This is a genomic window from Kiritimatiellia bacterium (assembly GCA_028715905.1).
In the GTDB taxonomy this organism is placed as follows: Bacteria; Verrucomicrobiota; Kiritimatiellia; order JAAZAB01; family JAAZAB01; genus JAQUQV01.
This window is the reverse complement of record JAQUQV010000046.1, coordinates 1-18,197: the sequence shown is the minus strand read 5'-3', so window position 1 is coordinate 18,197 and position 18,197 is coordinate 1. Positions and strand designations below refer to the sequence as shown.

General features: G+C 55.8%; 16 protein-coding genes and 1 pseudogene. 4 read left to right on the top strand and 13 right to left on the bottom strand.

The genetic code is table 11. The features are described from left to right. From PHP98_09070 to PHP98_09025, 10 genes and pseudogenes are all read right to left on the bottom strand, one after another. A partial coding sequence (locus PHP98_09070) for a hypothetical protein (GenBank protein MDD5483784.1) occupies positions 1-316 on the bottom strand: 316 nt, incomplete at its 3' end. A gap of 20 nt (positions 317-336) precedes the next feature. Further along, the gene (locus PHP98_09065; protein ID MDD5483783.1) at positions 337-2,328 is read right to left on the bottom strand and encodes a beta-galactosidase trimerization domain-containing protein; all 1,992 of its coding nucleotides are present in this window, start codon (positions 2,326-2,328) and stop codon (positions 337-339) included. After that, positions 2,325-3,125: a PHP domain-containing protein gene (locus tag PHP98_09060; protein MDD5483782.1), complete on the bottom strand. Its 801-nt coding sequence runs from the start codon at positions 3,123-3,125 to the stop codon at positions 2,325-2,327. Before PHP98_09060 ends, PHP98_09065 begins: the two co-directional genes overlap by 4 nt. A gap of 9 nt (positions 3,126-3,134) precedes the next feature. Then, on the bottom strand, positions 3,135-3,962 hold the full coding sequence (locus PHP98_09055; GenBank protein MDD5483781.1) for an amidohydrolase family protein: 828 nt from the start codon (positions 3,960-3,962) through the stop codon (positions 3,135-3,137). 22 nt (positions 3,963-3,984) lie between these two features. Next, positions 3,985-5,445: an FAD-dependent oxidoreductase gene (locus tag PHP98_09050; protein MDD5483780.1), complete on the bottom strand. Its 1,461-nt coding sequence runs from the start codon at positions 5,443-5,445 to the stop codon at positions 3,985-3,987. Between the two features lie 179 nt (positions 5,446-5,624). Next, positions 5,625-6,644, bottom strand: coding sequence for a LacI family DNA-binding transcriptional regulator (locus PHP98_09045; protein ID MDD5483779.1), 1,020 nt, complete (start codon positions 6,642-6,644; stop codon positions 5,625-5,627). 271 nt (positions 6,645-6,915) lie between these two features. Next, positions 6,916-7,032, bottom strand: a pseudogene (locus PHP98_09040) (DMT family protein). Between the two features lie 114 nt (positions 7,033-7,146). Further along, the gene (gene arnD / locus PHP98_09035) at positions 7,147-8,046 is read right to left on the bottom strand and encodes a 4-deoxy-4-formamido-L-arabinose-phosphoundecaprenol deformylase (GenBank protein MDD5483778.1); all 900 of its coding nucleotides are present in this window, start codon (positions 8,044-8,046) and stop codon (positions 7,147-7,149) included. 23 nt (positions 8,047-8,069) lie between these two features. Continuing rightward, on the bottom strand, positions 8,070-10,067 hold the full coding sequence (gene arnA, locus PHP98_09030) for a bifunctional UDP-4-amino-4-deoxy-L-arabinose formyltransferase/UDP-glucuronic acid oxidase ArnA (protein ID MDD5483777.1): 1,998 nt from the start codon (positions 10,065-10,067) through the stop codon (positions 8,070-8,072). Positions 10,068-10,207: 140 nt separating this feature from the next. After that, on the bottom strand, positions 10,208-11,227 hold the full coding sequence (locus tag PHP98_09025) for a phosphate acyltransferase (protein ID MDD5483776.1): 1,020 nt from the start codon (positions 11,225-11,227) through the stop codon (positions 10,208-10,210). A gap of 222 nt (positions 11,228-11,449) precedes the next feature. Between PHP98_09025 and PHP98_09020 the strand changes: the two genes are divergently transcribed. The 4 genes from PHP98_09020 to PHP98_09005 all read left to right on the top strand — a co-directional run bounded on the left by PHP98_09020 (position 11,450) and on the right by PHP98_09005 (position 16,308). Beyond that, positions 11,450-13,867, top strand: a complete 2,418-nt coding sequence (locus PHP98_09020; protein ID MDD5483775.1) for a hypothetical protein — start codon at positions 11,450-11,452, stop codon at positions 13,865-13,867. 43 nt (positions 13,868-13,910) lie between these two features. After that, positions 13,911-14,939 (top strand): hypothetical protein, encoded by a 1,029-nt coding sequence (locus PHP98_09015; GenBank protein ID MDD5483774.1) that lies wholly within the window; start codon positions 13,911-13,913, stop codon positions 14,937-14,939. Positions 14,940-14,944: 5 nt separating this feature from the next. Beyond that, positions 14,945-15,961: a LacI family DNA-binding transcriptional regulator gene (locus PHP98_09010; GenBank protein MDD5483773.1), complete on the top strand. Its 1,017-nt coding sequence runs from the start codon at positions 14,945-14,947 to the stop codon at positions 15,959-15,961. Positions 15,962-16,104: 143 nt separating this feature from the next. Continuing rightward, complete coding sequence (locus tag PHP98_09005) at positions 16,105-16,308, top strand: hypothetical protein (protein MDD5483772.1); 204 nt, start codon at positions 16,105-16,107, stop codon at positions 16,306-16,308. Between the two features lie 15 nt (positions 16,309-16,323). On the opposite strand, the gene PHP98_09000 is transcribed toward PHP98_09005, so the two are convergent. The 3 genes from PHP98_09000 to PHP98_08990 all read right to left on the bottom strand — a co-directional run. After that, positions 16,324-17,298, bottom strand: a complete 975-nt coding sequence (locus PHP98_09000) for a M48 family metallopeptidase (protein MDD5483771.1) — start codon at positions 17,296-17,298, stop codon at positions 16,324-16,326. Further along, a complete protein-coding gene (locus tag PHP98_08995; protein MDD5483770.1) occupies positions 17,295-17,795 on the bottom strand; it encodes an SH3 domain-containing protein in 501 nt (166 codons plus the stop codon). Before PHP98_08995 ends, PHP98_09000 begins: the two co-directional genes overlap by 4 nt. 76 nt (positions 17,796-17,871) lie before the next feature. After that, the coding region (locus tag PHP98_08990) for a hypothetical protein (GenBank protein MDD5483769.1) at positions 17,872-18,197 on the bottom strand (326 nt) is incomplete at its 5' end.

Sequence of the window (18,197 nt, the reverse complement as noted above, 5' to 3'; positions counted from 1 at the left end):
TCCGGGACACATCCGGCTCCATGAATTCCATCATGATATACAGGTTCCGGGCGTCATAACAAAGCGCGAGGGACGATTGCTTTTTGAGCGATTTGCTTGCGTCCGCCGGCATGAAACCGTTTTCGCGCCTGTCTTTCCAGCAGACATCATCTGTTTTGAATTCGCGGGCGGGCGGAGCATCAGTTTTTATGGCAAAAACTATTTGGGGCGCATCAGCGACCTGATCATTGGCGCTCAACCGCTCAGCCGGCGCATAGGCCGGCCGGCATGAGGTAATCAACAATAATACCAAGGTTGCCGTTAATTTCTGTTTCATTATTTTTAATTTTCCCTCCATTATGATGACTGTTTCCTGCAATTTATTTGTTTTTTCATTTCAAAAACGATCATTTGATAGCCGGATATTTTGGGAATCACGACCTTCCAGTAACGAGCGTCTGCCGAGAAGCCTAACGGTTGTTTCCCGGGCGCAAGGTAAACCTCGCGAAGTTCATGTCCGTCCCGGCGGAGGAACAATTGCGCATCAATAACCTGTACCGGGTCTTCAATGATTTGCATTTTGGGGCCGCGCCGCTCAGGAACATAAGCCAGGACATGGACCATGGTCCTGTCCCCCTTTTGCGTAACCGCCGCCTGGGCAAAGGAAGGCAATCCGGCCGTCCTGATCATCGGTTCAGGAAACGCTTTTTCAATGCAGTTGCGGACAAGCGTCCGGTAAGCAATCACGGCATGCTCGTGATATGACTCAAAAACAGGAAAACCAAAGTGGAAAACATTCCCGCATTGCAACAGGGCGGGACGCCCGGCGCTTTTTTCAGGCGGGATATACATGTTTTCATGATAGCCGTCCCATGATTTCAAATTAAAGTACGGCCGGCACAGCCCGGCCAGTTCCCTGGCGCCAGCCCCTGCTTTCATGGCAATTCCGGGAGTATAGATTGTGGTCAGCATCTCGGGCAAATCCCGGGCAACTTCCCGCGCCGGCTTGAAAAAAGCCACATTGAACGGTTCCGGACCGGCGCAGGAAATTTTGTATTCTTTCAGGGCAAACTTCTGCTTGCCGGGATTCAACCCCGCCCAGGCCGAACTGATAATAACACCTCCGCTTTTCAGGTGCTTTGCCAGCTTTTTCCCCAGGCCGGCGTCAACAAGAACATGATCTGGCAAAATAATCACGCGGTAACGCGACCAGTCGCCCTCCCCGTCTGAAACGTCAAACTGATATTTGAGCTCCATAAGCATGCGGGTTGCCCCGATAACGGCCGCCCGTTCGCGCTGGCTGATGTAGTGCGGCCCCTTTTGCTTAAGCTCCGGACTGATAATCGCCATTTCAGCCGCCGGGGCGGCGTTAATGGTCCATGGCTCCAATTCCTTGATCTTTGAATAGACCTTCCCGATAAGCCGATAAACTCCTTTTTCCAGTTTTCCGCGCGGGTGCATATGATCGCCGACCATGCAAGCGCCTCCGTTGGCGATTGAATTCAAACAGTCAAACAACAACGAGTGCTCCGGACGCAAGCCGCAAAAGTCGCCCCAACTGTTATGAAACCGTCCGGTCATGGTGAGGTATGGTTTGTTCAGGGTGCGGGCGTACCTGATCACCCAGGGAAGATATTCGTATCCCCACCAACCGGCCGGCAACACCTCAATTTCAATATGCGTCGGCTGTTTCCGATAAGGGATGCCGTTCAGACAAAGACGGATCGGGCGTTTTTGTTTCCTGATGATGCCCTTGACTTCCTCCAGGAAACGATCGGTCGCCAGGACGCAGTAGCGCCTTGCGTCTTCCTCGCTGGTCGGGTCCATTCCCATCCGTTTCATCCCGTCAAGACATTCTTTCCCGTAACACGGCGACAGGTCAAAACAATCAAGGAATATGCCGTCCACCGGATATTTGCCGAGCACCTCCCGGATCATGCCGATCAGATACCGCTGATAGGGAGTATTCAGACAAAGATTCCGAAAAGCAGACCCCATCCGCTTGCAGTGGTAAACATGGCCTTCCTTGTCCAGTTTGCACCAATCGCGATGGCGCAAGGCATGCTCATGGTCTATGCCCGCGTTGAAATAAGCCGCCACCTGAATATCCTGCTTGTGGCATGCCTTCACCATGCCGCCCAGCAAATCCCTTTTCAGCCCCGGATGGGGAACGCCGATCCTGGTCGGGTAATAGGCAAAACCGAGATTGCACCTGGCAAAAACCGTAATATATTCCACGTGCGCTTCCTTCAGCGTCTGCGCAAATTCATCCGCGTCAAAATCACGCCCCACGTCATAAATTCCGGGCATGGTATGAAAATCAAGATGAACGGATCTTTTCGGATTCATAAAACACCCTTATGATGATTGCCAAGCGATGAAGGAACGCGCGCCGGCGGCTCCGCAAGAAGTTTTGCGACCGACTCGTCCGCCAAAAACCGCCTTGTATCAATTTCATCCAGCTTGTGGGCGTCCGTGCCCAGATAAAACGTCACGCCAAGGCGCTTGCCGAACGCCAAATATCTACGCCTGAAATCCGCGTCCCGTCCGAGAACATTGGCGTTTATTTCCCACGCCACTTTTCGTTCCTTCCCCATCTTAAGAATCCCGCACAATTCCGTGTCCGTAATGGCTTTTGTCGCCACGGTGGGGTCATTGAATTTGCCTTTCAAATAAGCCGACGCGAACGGATGCGCAATGCAGTCCGCCCGGCCGGACTTTATCAGTTCCGCAACCACCGCCAGCATATGCCGGGCATATCCGCGCGGCGACGTATCTTGCGGCTGTTCCCAGCAATCAAGATTATAATGCGTGCAGGCGTAAAGCCGGTAATCAAGTTCCCGGTTCATCTCCTTCGTATCGGAATATTTGCCGATGCCGTAGGCTGACAGTTCCGCGCCGAAAACAACCTTGATCTCCGGCGCGATCTTGAGCAAATCGCTTTTCAGGCAAAGGATATTATCCAGCAGGCCGGCCCCGGGATGATGGTGATCAACCAGCGCGATTATTTTAAGATTCGCCGATTGGGCGCGCGCGATTATGTTGGCAACGGTCATATCCCTGTCCGCGCATGCGGAAAAGCGGGTGTGGATATGCAGGTTGCTGTTGAACAACGTTATTTCGTTTTGGAGACGCTTGATATTCATGCGCCCGACCTAAAAATCAACCAATTTCGCAAGGTTTCCGCCCAAAACCTTCTCTTGCTCATCCTGCGACAACCCCCAACCGGAAATCCAGCGGATATCATCAAGCAAACCTTGTCGGCCGCTGTTCCACGGGTAATCAAGACCATAAATGATCCGGTCAACGCCGATTTTGTCAAGCAACAGTTTGATTTTTTCATCTGACAGAAAATATCTCGCGCACCGGCCTGAATTCTGGGTTATGCCCGCGTAGCAATTTTTATTCTTGACCATCACCGCCAAGGCCTGGTCAAAATAATCATTGCCGCCGACATGCTCCAGGATCAGCTTCAGATCCGGAAATTTTCCGGCGACGTCCCCCATGAGAATCGGGAGGTAATGCTCCGTCTGCCAGCCGTGGATGCCGGTATGGACTGAAACCGGGAACCCGGCGCGCTCAATGGTCCGATAATATTGATCATAACGCGGATCGTTTGTTCTTATCCGGCAGCAGGGCGGGTGAAGCTTGACGCCCTTGAAACCCTTCTCAAAATAATCATTGAGAACATCGCAGCAATCCGGGTCCCTGGGATTTACGTTCGCAAATCCGGTAATGTTTTCATACCCCTTAAGCGCTTGAAACAGCCATTCGTTGCATTCGCGGGCGGTTTTGAATTTTATTTTATACCAGGTGTCCCGGGGCATGCAGGAAATGCCCGGGGCAAACGCCACCGCCCGCGCTACACCCGCGCTTTTCATGATATCCGCCATTTCCGCCAATGAACCATCCCCCAGGACATACGGAACCTGCGCCCGATCTATGGCATTATCAGGAAAGACATGCCAATGATTGATGAACATTAATCCCTCCTAAAATGCCGCCTTAAAGCGGAACGCCGCTTTCCTTCAATGCTTTTTGCAGTTTACCCGCGTCCAGCGCCGCCGGCTTGACCGCCGCCTGGGCGCACAACGCGCCGGCCACGCCCGCTCCCTCGCCGATCGCAAAGCATGTCCCGATGACGCGCAAGGACGACATGGCGCCGTGCGTTGCGGAAATACAGCGGCCGGATATCAAAAGATTGCCGATGTCTTTTGATACCAGGCAATCATAGGGAATGTCATAATAATCATTGTCCGGCAGTCTGAGATAAGGAATCAACTGTTCCTTGTGCTTGAGTTTCATGAAGCAGGGCGGATTGATTTCGCATTCCAGCGAGCAAAGCGGGGCAAATTTACCGGCGCCGGATGTAAGCCGGCCCAACGGGCAATGAATGTCAAGGTACCAGCAGCCCCTGGCAATCGTGCGCTCCGGAAATTTCCTGCCATGATTAACGTCGTCATTGGTGAGCTTGTAAAGCCCTTCAATCTGCCTTGTTTCCCGCACGCCGATCGTAAACGGCGTGTCAATCAGATAGGAGGATTCAAATCCGGGGGCCTTCGCCTTTAAAAACCTGAACATTTCATAAGTATCTTTCCTCACCTGGATCTCCGCAGCAATCAAATCCTTCACATTAGTGCCATCCCCGCGGCATCTGGTAATATCGGGAGATATCTCGCTCTCGCGCACCGTGGATCCCTGTTCGCTGAAATCAATCGCCGCAAAAGCGCGGATTTTTTTCTCCGCAATAGCCTTGCCGCATAACTTAAGACATTTCTCCTTTTCAGCCGCCGTTCTTTTCCTGACCCCGCCGATGCGGAACCTGGAACCGAACGACTGCGTGGCGCCGTCCGCCGGGCGGCCTTTGTTATACGAGCAGCCGCTGAAAAACGCCACGTCTCCGTCGCCGGTGGCGTCAATGAAAATTTTTCCCTTGATGGCCTGCCGTCCGGATTTGCTTTCCACGACAATCGCTTTGATTTTTCCATCCCTGACAACCGCATTCACGCAGTATGAATGCAGGTATGGTATTACTTTCGCCTCCGTAACCATGTCGTCACAGACAAATTTGAACAATTCCGGATCAAACCTGACGGATTTCCAGTCTATTTTACCGTTATCCGGCGCCCCTCCGATTTTTTGCAGGCGCCTGACGATTTCCACCGGCAACCCGTCCAGAATGGGCATGGCATGGGCATCGCCATAAATATACTGTTCTTTTCTCTGTTTCCCCTTTTTGGCCGAATAGCCTCCCAACGGCGCATAACCGAAAAGCGGTCCCATCAGGCAGGTGGTGGCCAGGCCGCCGAACACGCCGTATCTTTCAACAATGACCGTTTTGGCCCCCTGCCGCGCGGCGGCAACGGCCGCCGTTAATCCGCCGGGACCGCTTCCGATTACGACCACATCGGCTTGTTCCACAACATCCACTTCTCTTTGGGGTTCCTGTATTCGTTCTGTTTTCATTGTCTCTGGCCTCCTCCTATGATGATGTTTACCGCGTTGCGGCCTACGTTTAAATTAGGCCGCCAAAAGGCGGCAACTGTTATTTTTCGCATGTAGGGGGCGTGCTTGTCGCGCCCCTTCAGAGGGCTTCGACGAGCGAAGCCCCTACAAAAAATAGACAACATTGAAATTCCTATGCATTAAATTGCGCCGCAACTGTTTCTAACTATCAAAGACGTCGGCATGATTGCCTGCTCGCCCTGGTTGCGTTCCGTGCGCCCTTGCATCCTCTCCAGCAATATGCGCCCGGCTTCTTGCCCCGCCACGCGCCCCGGCATGCAAACGGTCGTGAGCGGCGGATCGCTGTATTCCCCCCAGAGAATTCCGTCACAGCCGATAATGGATAAATCTCCCGGTATTTTCAGGCCGGATTCGCGCGCCGCTTTCATGAGACCGATGGCCATGACGTCGTTATATGCCAGCAGGGCCGTCAATTTCCGCAGAAAATCACGATGATCACGCCCGAATTCATAGCCCGCCTCGGCGCTAAAACCATCCACCTCAAAAACCCGGCCGGCGTCAAAAACAATCCCGCCTTGCCGCAAAGCCTTGATATATCCAGCCCGCCTGCTGTGGATCAGCCGCCGGTCAAAACGCCGATTCAATAACCCGATGCGCGTATGCCCCAGTTTGATTAAATAATCCGCCGCCTGACAAAAGCCGCTCGTCAGGTCAAAAGCCACGCTGTCAATCCTTGTTCCTCCACCGCCGCTCCGTATTCCGGAAAGACGCACCAGGGGCAGGCGGCGCGCATACCGGCCGTAATGTTGCGCGTTATTCATCGCCAGGATCACGACCCCCTCCGCCCGGCGTTCAACGGCCTGCGCTAAAAGGATTTGCTCCCGTTTCAGGTCGTGCCCGCAATGCTGGATCAACGCCTCGTAGCCCTGCGCCGCCAGGGCGCCCTGGACGCCGCTGGCAATGTCCATAAAAAACGGGTTAAAAATATCCGGCAGAATCAGGCTTACGGCGGCCCCGCGCCCCCGCCGCAGGGCCAACGCCGTTGGGTGCGGACGATAGGCAAGCCGCTTGGCGCATTTTGCGATTTTTTCCCTGGCCTTTTCGCTGAGACGTGTTCCGGGCATGTTGTTCAAAGCCTGCGAAACGGCCGAAATTGAATAACCGCTCTTCCGCGCCACGTCCTTGATGTTTGCCCTCATTTTTTTTCTTCCACGCCGGACGAACGTATGATATATCGTTTTAGCACTAAAATAACAACGCGCCCGGGGTTTGTCAAATCTTTTTTTTATTTTTTTCGCGCAGCGGCCGGCGCGGAAGGATTTGCCTTGAATTCCGGATGTTTTTTCCCGCGAAACATTTTCGCCGGCGTCCTTTCCCGGCGATTTATTGATGTTGTTGAACGCGCATCAATACCGGGATGGACGCCGTTATTTGGAGCAAAGAACGACGGTTGCCGCGCCAGGCCGAAAATCAACTCCCCCCGCGGAAAATAAAGAAGACCGCGCCGCAGAGGCACAGGCCGGCCCAGAGAAAGTCAAGCCGGACAGGCTGTTTCATGTAAAATACGGCAAAGGGGACGAAGACGGAACAACCGGCATATTTCCTCCGTTATAAAACCAGGATGGCGCGACTGCGGACGGCCGCGAGCCGCGGGGTATTCTGGAGAAAACGAATAAAAATTGATAATTGGAAATTGAACATTCAATGTTCCTGATTCCATGCCCCCTGCACGCTTACCCACCCTTCCCGGCCGGGAATTTTTCCTTCTGAAATTATACCGGCCGGAATTACATCGGCGGCGACTATCAATGCGCCCAGCGGACAAAACTCGTGGCCAAGCGCCTTGGCATTTTTAATCAATTTAATAAATTCATCTTTAACCGCAATGCCTTCCGCCTCGGCATGAATCGTCAGAACATTGAGTTTATCCGGCCGCAATTGGGAAAGCACGTAATCGCCGAACGATTCGGAACTAACACCGTTGCGGCCGGCCACTTCATCGTAGGTCGGCAAAGTTACCGGCACCTGGGGCTGGGCAAGCCGCCGGCCGGCAACCACCGGAAAAAAGACCGAAGCCCCGCGGCAGTCGCTGTTGTAAACGAAGGGGAATTTCAATTTTTCAACCAGAACCTGCTCCGCGCATTTCCAACCCGGCACGGCGGAACAGTTGACCGGCCGCCCGATAACATCGGCAAGCATTTCAAAACCGCGCCGCAATTCCGCATGGATTGCGGAAGCATCCATTTTTTCAATGCCGGCCTGCCATTTATGATGATCCCAGGCATGCAGGCCGATTTCATGGCCGGCCGCGTCCGCCGCGCGGATGATTTCCCTGCATTTTTCGCCGATGACCGGCCCCGGCCAGATTGTGCCGCGCAGGAGAATATCCCAGCCGTAAAGTTTGCCCGCCCTGCTTCGCAGCATCTTCATGAGGAAAGCGGGTTTGAAAAGGCGGCGGAGATGCCGGCCCATATTGTCGGGACCGGCCGAAAAAAAGAAGGAGGCCCGGATACAATTCGCGGAAAATATTTCCAGGAGAGCGGGAACGCCGGCGCGTGTGCCGCGGAATGTATCCACGTCAACTCTCAGCCCGATTTTCATTCAAATCAAAAAAAATCCGGGATTCATTCATCCGATGCGAGGTTGAATTCGCCGGAACCGGCGGCCTCCTTAAGAAAGAAATCCAGCGTCCGGTCAACCGCCCCTTCCAGGCCGACCTGCGGTTTCCAGCCGAGCAGTTTTCCGGCCTTGGCGATGCTGGGCCGACGGTGCGCCACATCCTGGTAACCCTCGCCGTAATATTTTCCGCTTTCAATTTCCAGCATGCCGGCAAACGGCGGGAATTTGCCGCGCAGAGGATGGCGGTCAAATTTGCGCGCGATGATTTCGGCCAGTTCCCGGATGCTGGCCTCGTTTTCCGGATTGCCGATGTTGAATATCTGGCCGTCGCAGACCCCGCCCGGATTTTCAATGATTCTGAAAAGGCACTCTATGCCGTCGCGGACGTCGGTGAAACATCTTTTCTGTCCGCCGCCGTCCACCAGGCGGATGGGACTGCCCTCCACCAGGTTGAGAATCAACTGGGTAATGGCGCGCGAACTGCCGATGCGCGCGGCCATGAGGCTGTCCAGGCGCGGGCCGATCCAGTTAAAGGGACGGAAGAGCGTAAAGCGCAGGCCTTCGTGCCGGCCGTAGGCCCAGATCACACGGTCAAGGAGTTGCTTGGAGCTGGAATAAATCCAGCGCTCCATGCGGATCGGACCGAGAATCAGGCGGGACTTGTCCTCGTCAAACTCATCGTCATCGCACATCCCGTAGACTTCCGAGGTTGAAGGAAATATAATCCGTTTCCGGTACTTGGCGCAGTAACGCACCACCCGCAGGTTTTCCTCAAAATCCAGATTGAAGACGCGCAGGGGATTGCGCACGTATTCAATCGGGGTGGCAATGGCCACCAGCGGAAGGACAACGTCGCATTTCCGGACATGGTATTCAATCCACTCGCGGTGAATGGATATATCGCCCTCGTCAAAATGAAAACTTTTATTTTTCAGGAGCCGCGCAATTTTATCCGAGCTCAAATCCATGCCGTGGATTTCGTAGCCGCCGTGTTCCAGCAGGCGCTCGCTGAGCGCGTTGCCGATAAAACCGTTCACCCCCAGGATCAGGACGGTGGTCTTATGGCCGGTTTTCGCCTTTCGGCGCGGCCCAAGCAGGCTGCCCTTCACAATTGCCAGTGAATTGGCAAGCTGCGGCCCTTTCAGAAAGACATCATTCTCACCCTGGGCAAAATCAATCTGCAATGCCCCCCGGCCGCAGGCAATTACGAGGGGATCCGCGCTCAAAACCGAGCCCGGCGGGCCGTGCTTGCGGCCGGTTTTAACCGCGGCCGACCAGACGATAATTTTGCGGCCGCCGGAAAAAGTAAAGGCCCCCGGGTAAGGCTTCGTTACCGCCCGGACAAGATTGCTTATTTGGTCCGCATCCTTGCTCCAGTCAATCTCGCCGTCTTCCGGCCGGCGGCCGCCGAAATAAGTGGCTAAAGAGTTGTTCTGTTTTTTACGCATTGCCTTGCCGGCCGAAATCAGCGGCAAAGCTTCATCCAGCAGTTTCACGGCGGCCAGGGTCATTTTGCCGAAAAGCGTCCGGGCCGTGTCGTTGCCGTCAATTTTTACCCTTGCCTGGGAGACGATATCGCCGTCGTCCGGGCGGGGCGTCATATAATGGAGCGTCACGCCGGTTTCCTTTTCGCCATTGATCAAGACCCAGTTGACCGGGCAACGCCCGCGGTATTTCGGCAGCAGCGAGCCGTGCAGGTTAAAACAGCCCCGGGGCGGAATATCAAGGATGGGCTGTTTGACCATCTGGCGGTAATAAAATGAAAAAATGACATCCGGCTGCATGGCCTTGATCCTGGCGACCCAGAGCGGATGGTTGATATTGTCCGGCGCGTAAACCGGGATACCGGCGGAAGCGGCGCATTCGGCGGCCGACCGGAACCAGATGTTTTCCGCGGGGTTGTCGCGATGGGTAAAGACGGCCTGGACATCAAACCCATTCCGCAGAAGGGCTTCAATCCCGACGCAACCTATATCGTGATATGCGAGAACTACGGTTTTCATAGACGCAAACAATAAATGATCTTGAGCAAAAAAGCAATAGGCATCCGACGGCTTTTTTGTCCCCTCCCGTTATTTCCCGCGCCTTAAGCCGGATACAATCCGGAAGATGGGAACACATACACAGCAAGTCGCTCGTGAAGTCAATCAACCCATTCCATGATGGCGGCCATGGCGGAGCAGTCAACGATATCGTCCGCCGAACAGCCGCGCGACACGTCGTTGAACGGCCGGCGCAGGCCCTGAACGAGCGGACCGGTCGCCGTCGCGCCGGCGAGCCGTTCCGTGGCCTTGTAAATCGTGTTGCCGCAATTGAGGTCCGGAAAGATGAGAACGTTGCAACGTCCGGCCACCGGCGAGCCGGAAGCCTTGCGCGCGCCGATTTCCGGCACGATCGCCGCGTCAAACTGCAGTTCGCCGTCAATCTTGATTTCCGGCGCCATGGTTTTGGCCCTGGCGGTGGCCGCAATAACCTTGTCAATGATCGGGTCCCGGGCGGAGCCCTTGGTTGAAGCGCTGATCATGCCCACCCGCGGCTCGTCGCCGGTCAGGGCCCGGAAAGTTTTCGCCGTTGTGACGGCGATTTCCGCCAGCTGGTCCACGCCGGGGTTTATGATGAGCCCGCAATCGGCGTAAAAAAGAGCGCCGTTAAAACCCAATTCCCGGTTTGCCAACTGCATGATGAAATAGGCCGAAGCGGTGCGGATGCCGGGCACGGTTTTAAACAACTGCAGGGCCGGCTTTATTTTCGCGCCGGTATTGTGATTATACCCCCTGGGATTGCCCCCGCCGGAAACATAGCCGTGCGCGTCGCCGGCGCAGACCATGGCGGCGGAAAAAGCGCAGGTATCCATGAGCCATTCGCGCGCCTGGGCCGGCTTCAGGCCTTTGCTTTTGCGGATTTCAACAACTGCGTCAACATAATCGTTGAATCGCGGCCAGCTCTGTATGTCCGCAATTTCCACGCCTTTCAGGTCAATGGACTGTTCCCGCGCCAGTTTTTCAATGGCGGCGCCGTTGCCCGCAAGGATTGGCCGGGCAAACCCGGTCCGGACAAGCCGGGCGGCGGCGGTCAGGTTGCGGGGGTCGTCGCTTTCAGTCAGGCATATTTTGCGGTTTAATTTTCTGGCCTTGTCACGCACCATTTCCATTACGGTCGGCATAATTCGCGCTTCCTTTCACAATTAACGCACCGTTAAAATAAAGCGGTAAAATATCTTATTTTACGGCTTATTTTTCAAGAAAAATAAATTACACCGGCCGGGCAGTTTTGCCGGAACCGCATCAAAAGAAGCGGGCCTTTATTTTTTCGTGTTTTTCCTCTTGACAGAAACCGGTTTCTATGATTGAATCAGGGTAAACAAAAGAAAGGAGGCGTCCCGGATATGCACTTGACCGCTACCATGGTAAAAAGCGCCGCCCTGGAGGCCGGCGCGGATCTGGTCGGAATCGCGGCGGCCGGCCGCTGGCGCAACGCCCCGCCGGAATTGAGTCCGCGCGGAATCATGCCCGATGCGCAGTCCGTGATCGTAATCGCGGTGAGCCTGACCGATGCCGGAACGGAATTAACGGGCGTAGACGACCCCCAGAAGGCCGGCCTGGGCGAAGTGACCGGACTGGCCTGGAAACGGCTGGACCATGCCAGTTACCGGATCGGTAAATTCATTGAAAAATACGGGTTTCAATCCATGCCGATCGTCTGCACCTCGCTCTGGCGCTACCGCGCCTATAAGCAGGTTGACAACGGCAATGTTTTTTTGCCGGACATATCGCACATTCACGCCGGCGCCGCGGCCGGACTGGGCGATATCGGCTACAGCGGACTTCTGATCACGCCGGAATACGGCCCCCGCGTCCGCCTGGCATCGGTGATTACCTCCGCGCCGCTTCAGGCAGACCCCTTGTATTACGGACCGCCCCTCTGCGACCGATGCCGGCAATGCGTCAAAGCCTGCCGCGAAGCCTGCGCCGCCGCCCTGGTCAAGGACATTGACGGCGAATGCGTCGTTAATATAGAGGATAAAACATGGCGGTACGTCAAAATCAACAAATGGCGTTGCGCCTGGGGGGAGCATTTTTCGCTGGATCTTAAAAAAGTGCCGATTCCGGACCGGGCCGGCGAAAAGGACGTTATTCAAGCCATGGCAGAGCACGACGTGGAGGGCTGGCTGAACGGGCGCTGCCAGAAATTCTGCCTGCCGCCCCACCTGCGGAAAAAAGATCCGGCTTACTGCGCGCCGCTGCGCCGGAAACGCCAGTTCGGTCCCCGGCATGAATATCCTAATCACAACCGCAAAGTGGCGGACGAAGTAAAAAGGATCACGCTCGCCGGCGGCGCCGATTTGACCCGGATTGTTTCGGCCGAAGATTTCCTGGCCGCCACCGGGATAAAATTGCAGGATTATATGCCGGATGCCCGCTCCGCCGTTCTCCTGGGGGTGGACAACGTCCGCGGCCTGCAGTCAGAAGCAAGCAAGGTCGCCTACGCGCGCGCCGATTATCCCAACATGGACGAATTGCGCAACAACATGCAGGAAACTTACCTGCCATCGGACATCGCCCAGCAGCGGCTGGTGTTTATAGGGCTGGACGCGACCCGTTACCTGGAGCAATTGGGTTATTCGGTATTATGCTGCATCCAGACCCTCGGGATTTTTGCCGGAAAACTCGGCGCCCTGGCCGGAGCCGCCGGCGACCGGCGCCTCGGATTGCTCCTGACGAGCGCGCCGTTCATATCCGATCCGGCGGACAAAACCCCGCCGGCTATTGCTCACGTCAAAAAACAAGATGCCGCGAAATTAACCGTCCGGCTCAAAGCGCTGGCGCTTGAGCGCGGGGCGGATCTGGTCGGAATTGCGCCGACGAGGCGGTTGCAGGAATTACAGCCGCAGATTGAAAAATTTGCCGCGCAGGAAGGAAACGATTATTTTATCGCCCAGGACGTCGGCCGGCTTTCCAAGGGGGCCTTTGCGCCGAAAATCATGGATAAGAAAATCCGTGTTTATTCGCCCTTTGATTATTTAAAAGACGCCCGCGCCGTGATCGTGCTGGGGATGCACTGGTTTGACGCCGCCCTTGACAACGCCGGCCGGCCGCCGGCGGAGGCCGTGGGGCCGTATGGTTTCGCGCAATCGGAAACCATCGCCCAGTTGGACGACATCGCGCTGGACGTTATCAAGCAGTTGCGCAGCGGCGGATACGAGGCGGCGTTCAGTTACGACCTGCACGGCGCCGCCGGGCTGGTAACCGGCTCCTGCGCCAGCGGGCGCTCCTATTACGGCATGCCCTGGCGCGGGGCGGGGCTCTATCCCGACGCAACGGCCAACAGCTTTGCCGCCATAGCCGCCGGCCTGGGGGAACTGGGCTGGTCCGGGGCGGTTTTGACGCCCGAATACGGCAACCGCCAGCGTTTTGTATCCATTATAACCGATGCCCCCCTGACGGCCGATCCGCTTTATAACGGACCGGCCTTATGCCATCAATGCCGGCAATGCGTCAAGGCCTGCCCCACCCTGGCGCTGAGCGGTAAAGAAACGGTGTTTTCAATTGAAGGCAAACAATTCAAGCGCGGCAACTGTAACCGACTGCGCTGCGACTGGTCAAAACGATACGGGCTGATTGGAGACGCCGGGCCGAAATATATCGGCTCGCAAGCTGACCTCAAGCCGCCGCAAACGATTACGCGCGAAAATTTATGCGAGGCGTTGAAACAAACGGATCATTTGCAAAAGGCATGCATGGTGATTGTGGAAAAATGTCTGAAGGTTTGCCCGGCCGGCGGGAAATATTCCAAGATAAATTGAATACCACACCTGTCTGTGGTAAATATAAAAAAGGGAGGATGATATGAACAGCAAAGCGTTGAAAAAAGCCGCCCTGGAGGCCGGCGCGGATTTGGTGGGAATAGCTTCCATGGATCGTTTTGAAGGAGCGCCGAAACAAATGGATCCGCGTTATATTTTCCCGGACGCCAAGGCCCTGATCGCCCTGGCCTTCCGGATCCACCGCGGCTGTTTCCGGGGGATTGAGGAGGGCACCTATTTCATTTCCTACGCCACCATGGGGTATGCCCACATCAACCAGGTTCAGATTCCGACCACCCTGCGGAAAACATGCAGTTATCTGGAGGATAACGAATGGGAGGCGGTCCCCATTCCGATGGAGTCGCACTTCGCGGCCGTCAGCGACTGCAACGCCCAATTGACCTCCCGGGCCAGAGCGGTTTCCCCGGATAAACCCGTCCCGGACGTCATGCTCCATTTCCGCATTGCGGCGGTCGCGGCCGGGTTGGGAGAAATCGGTTACAGCAACCTGTTGCTGACGCCGGAATTCGGCCCCATGCAGCGAGTGGCGTTTATTTTGACCGATGCGCCCCTGGAACCGGACCCCCTTTTTGCCGGAAAACTCTGCGACCGGTGCATGCTCTGCGCCCGGACCTGTTCCGGAAAAGCCATCAGCGAGAAAGAAACGGTCAAAATGAACATTGCCGGCAAAACATATGAAATGGGAAAACTGAACCAGCCGGCCTGTTCCCTGGCCTATGCCGGCGGCGTGCATGAATCTTCCCCTTTTCTGCCGTCCGACGTCAACTTTAACCTGAGTCAGGAAAGCGCCAACCGTCCGGGCGATGGCCGGCCGGAAATGCGCAAAAAGCTTCCCTTCGCCGAGGCAACTCTTTCAACCTTCCATCATTGGCCGGCCATTGAAGGCGCGCGCGGCTGCATGCGGGAATGCCTGGCCCACCTGGAAAAACAGGGCAAACTCACGAAAAAGTTTCACGCACCCTTCCACCGCGGCAAAAAACCATGGAAAATGGACGCCGCCGGCCATGCTCCTGACAAGCCGATTCAGCAGGAAGAATACAGCCATTATTAGAAAAAATGACGCCTAAAAAACATATCGGCATCAAAGAACTGGCGCGGCGGATGGGGGTGGCCAAATCCACCGTCAGCAAGGCCATGAGCGGCCACCCGGACATCAACGCCGCAACCCGCCGGAAAATCATGGCCGCGGCCAAGCTTCACAAATATCAGCCGAGCGGGATTGCGCAGGCGCTGACCCTGAAGAGGACGCAGATGATCGGGCTGGTCATGCACCGGCCCGGCTCCGGTTATTTTATTGAACTGGCTGAAAGCATCGTGCGCGAGGCCCGGCAGCGCGGCTATCGGGTTACGTTTGATTTTTCGGACGACAATCCCGAAATGGAAACTGACATTCTGGCTGATTACCGGCGCCGTAAATTTGACGGCCTGATTATCGCGCCGAGCATGGGCGACAGCGCCGCCATGCTGGCGGAGAACTGCGGCGACCTGCCTTATGTCATCATAGACTATTGCCTGAAGGGAAGCAAAGCGCCGTTTGTGGGCAATGACTTCAAGGAGATAGGCTGCCTGGCGGCAAAACATCTGCTGGAACTTGGCCACCGCCACATTGCCTGGCTGGACGCCCCGAAAAAAATTACCAGCGCCCGGGCGCGCCTGGCCGGATTTTCAAAGGCATGCCGGAAATTCAAAACATCGGCCAGAAAGGAATTGATCTGGCAAGGACCGTTTGAAGAATCAGCCGGAGAAAAAGCGGCGTTGGGGCTCATCCGCAATTTCCCGGAAATCACGGCCTTTTTCTGCGCCAGCGGACCGCTTGCCATGGGCGTTTTGCGGGCGGCGCGAAGATGCGGCAAAAATGCGCCGAAAGATATTTCCGTGATCGGGGCATCGGCGCTGGGCAACATTTCCGCCGTCAGCCAGCGCGCGCGGGAAATAGGACAGGTTGCGCTGGAGACCCTTCTGCGCCGAATGAAAAGCCTGCCCGTCAAACGCCGCCAGATCATCGGCGTTGAGCTTGACATCCGCGGCACCACCGCGCCGCCGCCGGCGCACGATTTCAAGAGGGAAGCATGATCTTTTCCTGATGTTAGCGGCCGACCGGACAGGCCTGCAGGCACCGCTCTATGATTATTTCAATAAAAAAACAGTTGCGCCGGCGGCGTATTTCGCTACCATTGGCGCGCCGATAAAACACCTGTCTTTGAAAGGAAAAAAACATGGGTTCAGGATGCGCGAACACGGAGCTTACACATGCGGGGAAAAAACCGCGGGAAAAGAAACGCCGCATTAAGAGTCAGACCAAGCGTTTGCTGGCGCTTGGCGTGCCGGAAAATGTTGTCCGAAAATTGAACGCCAAGGAAATCAGGCAAATGCTTGCCCGTCCTCTGGTAACCAAGAAACGCTGGGCGAAGAAACAGTAAAGCGCGCGTTCCTTTTCACGGCCTTATTTGCTCCATGACGCGGGCAAAACGCGTTTGGCGCGAAGCCGGCGCGGACACCGGACGGTATGCGCCGATCGCGCGCGTGATATCAGCAATCCGCGAACTCGGGGGGGGGTGTGTTTTGGCGAAATCAAAACCGCCGGGTTTCAGCCGTTTTTTCATTTCCAGCAGCATGGCAATCAGGCCGTTCGGGTCATAACCGGCGCGCTGCATGATAACAACGGCGGCTTTGTCGGCTTCCCTTTCGCAGCTGCGCGCATAACCCGAATTCATCATCGTGGCGGTAATATCGTTGATGGACCCCTCAAAGGCGGTTGTCAAATCCTTCAGGTCCTGGCCGCCGAATTGTTTGGCGCTTTCCGCGGCCAGGATGGAGAAGGCGGCGTTCAAACGGCTGTTTTTAATCGCCTGCAGTCCGTGCTGGCGCTGGACATGGCCGATTTCATGGGCAAGCACGGCCGCCAGGGCGTCTTCGTTCTGACAACACTGCAACATGCCCCGTGAAATAAAAATCAGCCCGCCGGGCGCGGAGAAAGCGTTGATTTCATCCGAATCCATAAACAGAAAATGGTAGCCGCCGAACGTCTCCGGCCGGTCGGAAAACTGCGCCAACGCTTGGCCGAGAACATTCAGATAATGATCGGCCTCTTCATTGCCGCAGGCGCGGTATTTATTGATGATCACCGCGCCGACCGTGCGGCCGATATAATATTCCTGCTCCGGCGTTATGGATTCAAAGGTTTTCGCCACCGCGCCGCCGGCCTTTTTGACCGATTCGGCCTGCTCAGGGGTAAGCACGCCGGTCTGTTTGCCGATTTCCGCGCCGATATTTGAAAGGGCGTCAAGAATCTGCGCATCCGCGGCCGCAAATGCAAAAAGGAAAACAAACGCTGTGCCCCACAAGCGGCCCGCAACGTGGCAACCCGCGGCAAGCGGCAAAGAAAAATTGAAAAATCCTTTGACGCTCATTGCGCGCCTCCTTTGCCGGGCGTAATGCCGCCCGCCTTGAGAAAGGACTGCATTTCGCCGGGTGAAACCCGTGTTTTTTCCATCCGGTCAATCCAGGTGAAATCAATATTCCGATGCTGTTTGCGGAACTCGCCCTCAACGTCGGAATTAAACCCCTTGCCGGCCAGCGCCAGTTCGTCGCCGGAAGCCTTCGTCCGCGCCGTTTCACGTCCGGACTGGAGCACGATGCGCTTAGGCGTAAGCGCCGACGTGTGCGCCCAGCCGGTCAAGCCGCCGGAAGCGCCGACTTTGATCCACGGCCCCTGCGATTCAATCACGGCCACCTGATCGCCATAGGAAAGGGTCGCGATGGCCTTGCCGATAAAAGCGGGCGAGGCCCTGAGGGCAGTGTTTTTAACCTGGACACTCATTGTTCCGCCCGGCCCGGCCGCCCAGACCGAGAGGGCCAGCAATCCGAGCCAAGCCGCCGGAACACACAAAAACCTGCTGATTTTCATAAAACCTCCCGCCATAAACAATCATTCTATCATTTATTGGACGACAATATAACAGCCGAAGAACGGCTCGTCAACCTCATATTCGCGTCTGTGCTTTCCCGCGCCCTTTGAGAATGGCAAGCAAGCTATCCAAAGGACGCCGGCGGCGCGCGCCGGCCGGGAACAGGAAGTCAAGCGCCCCGGCGATTTTCCGCCAAAGCCGCCAGCCGAACGAGCCGGTAATTTCGTTAATCACCCGTTGATGCTGTTGCAGGGCTTCCCGCAGGCAGGTGATGGTTTGTTCCATCTGCGCCAGAGAGACTTCTTCCTTTTTATAACTTTCCTTATAGCGGTAACAGCGCTCGCTTCCGTAGACATGCGCCTGGAAGTGTTCCTCCATCGCGCGGTAACGGCCGGCTTCTT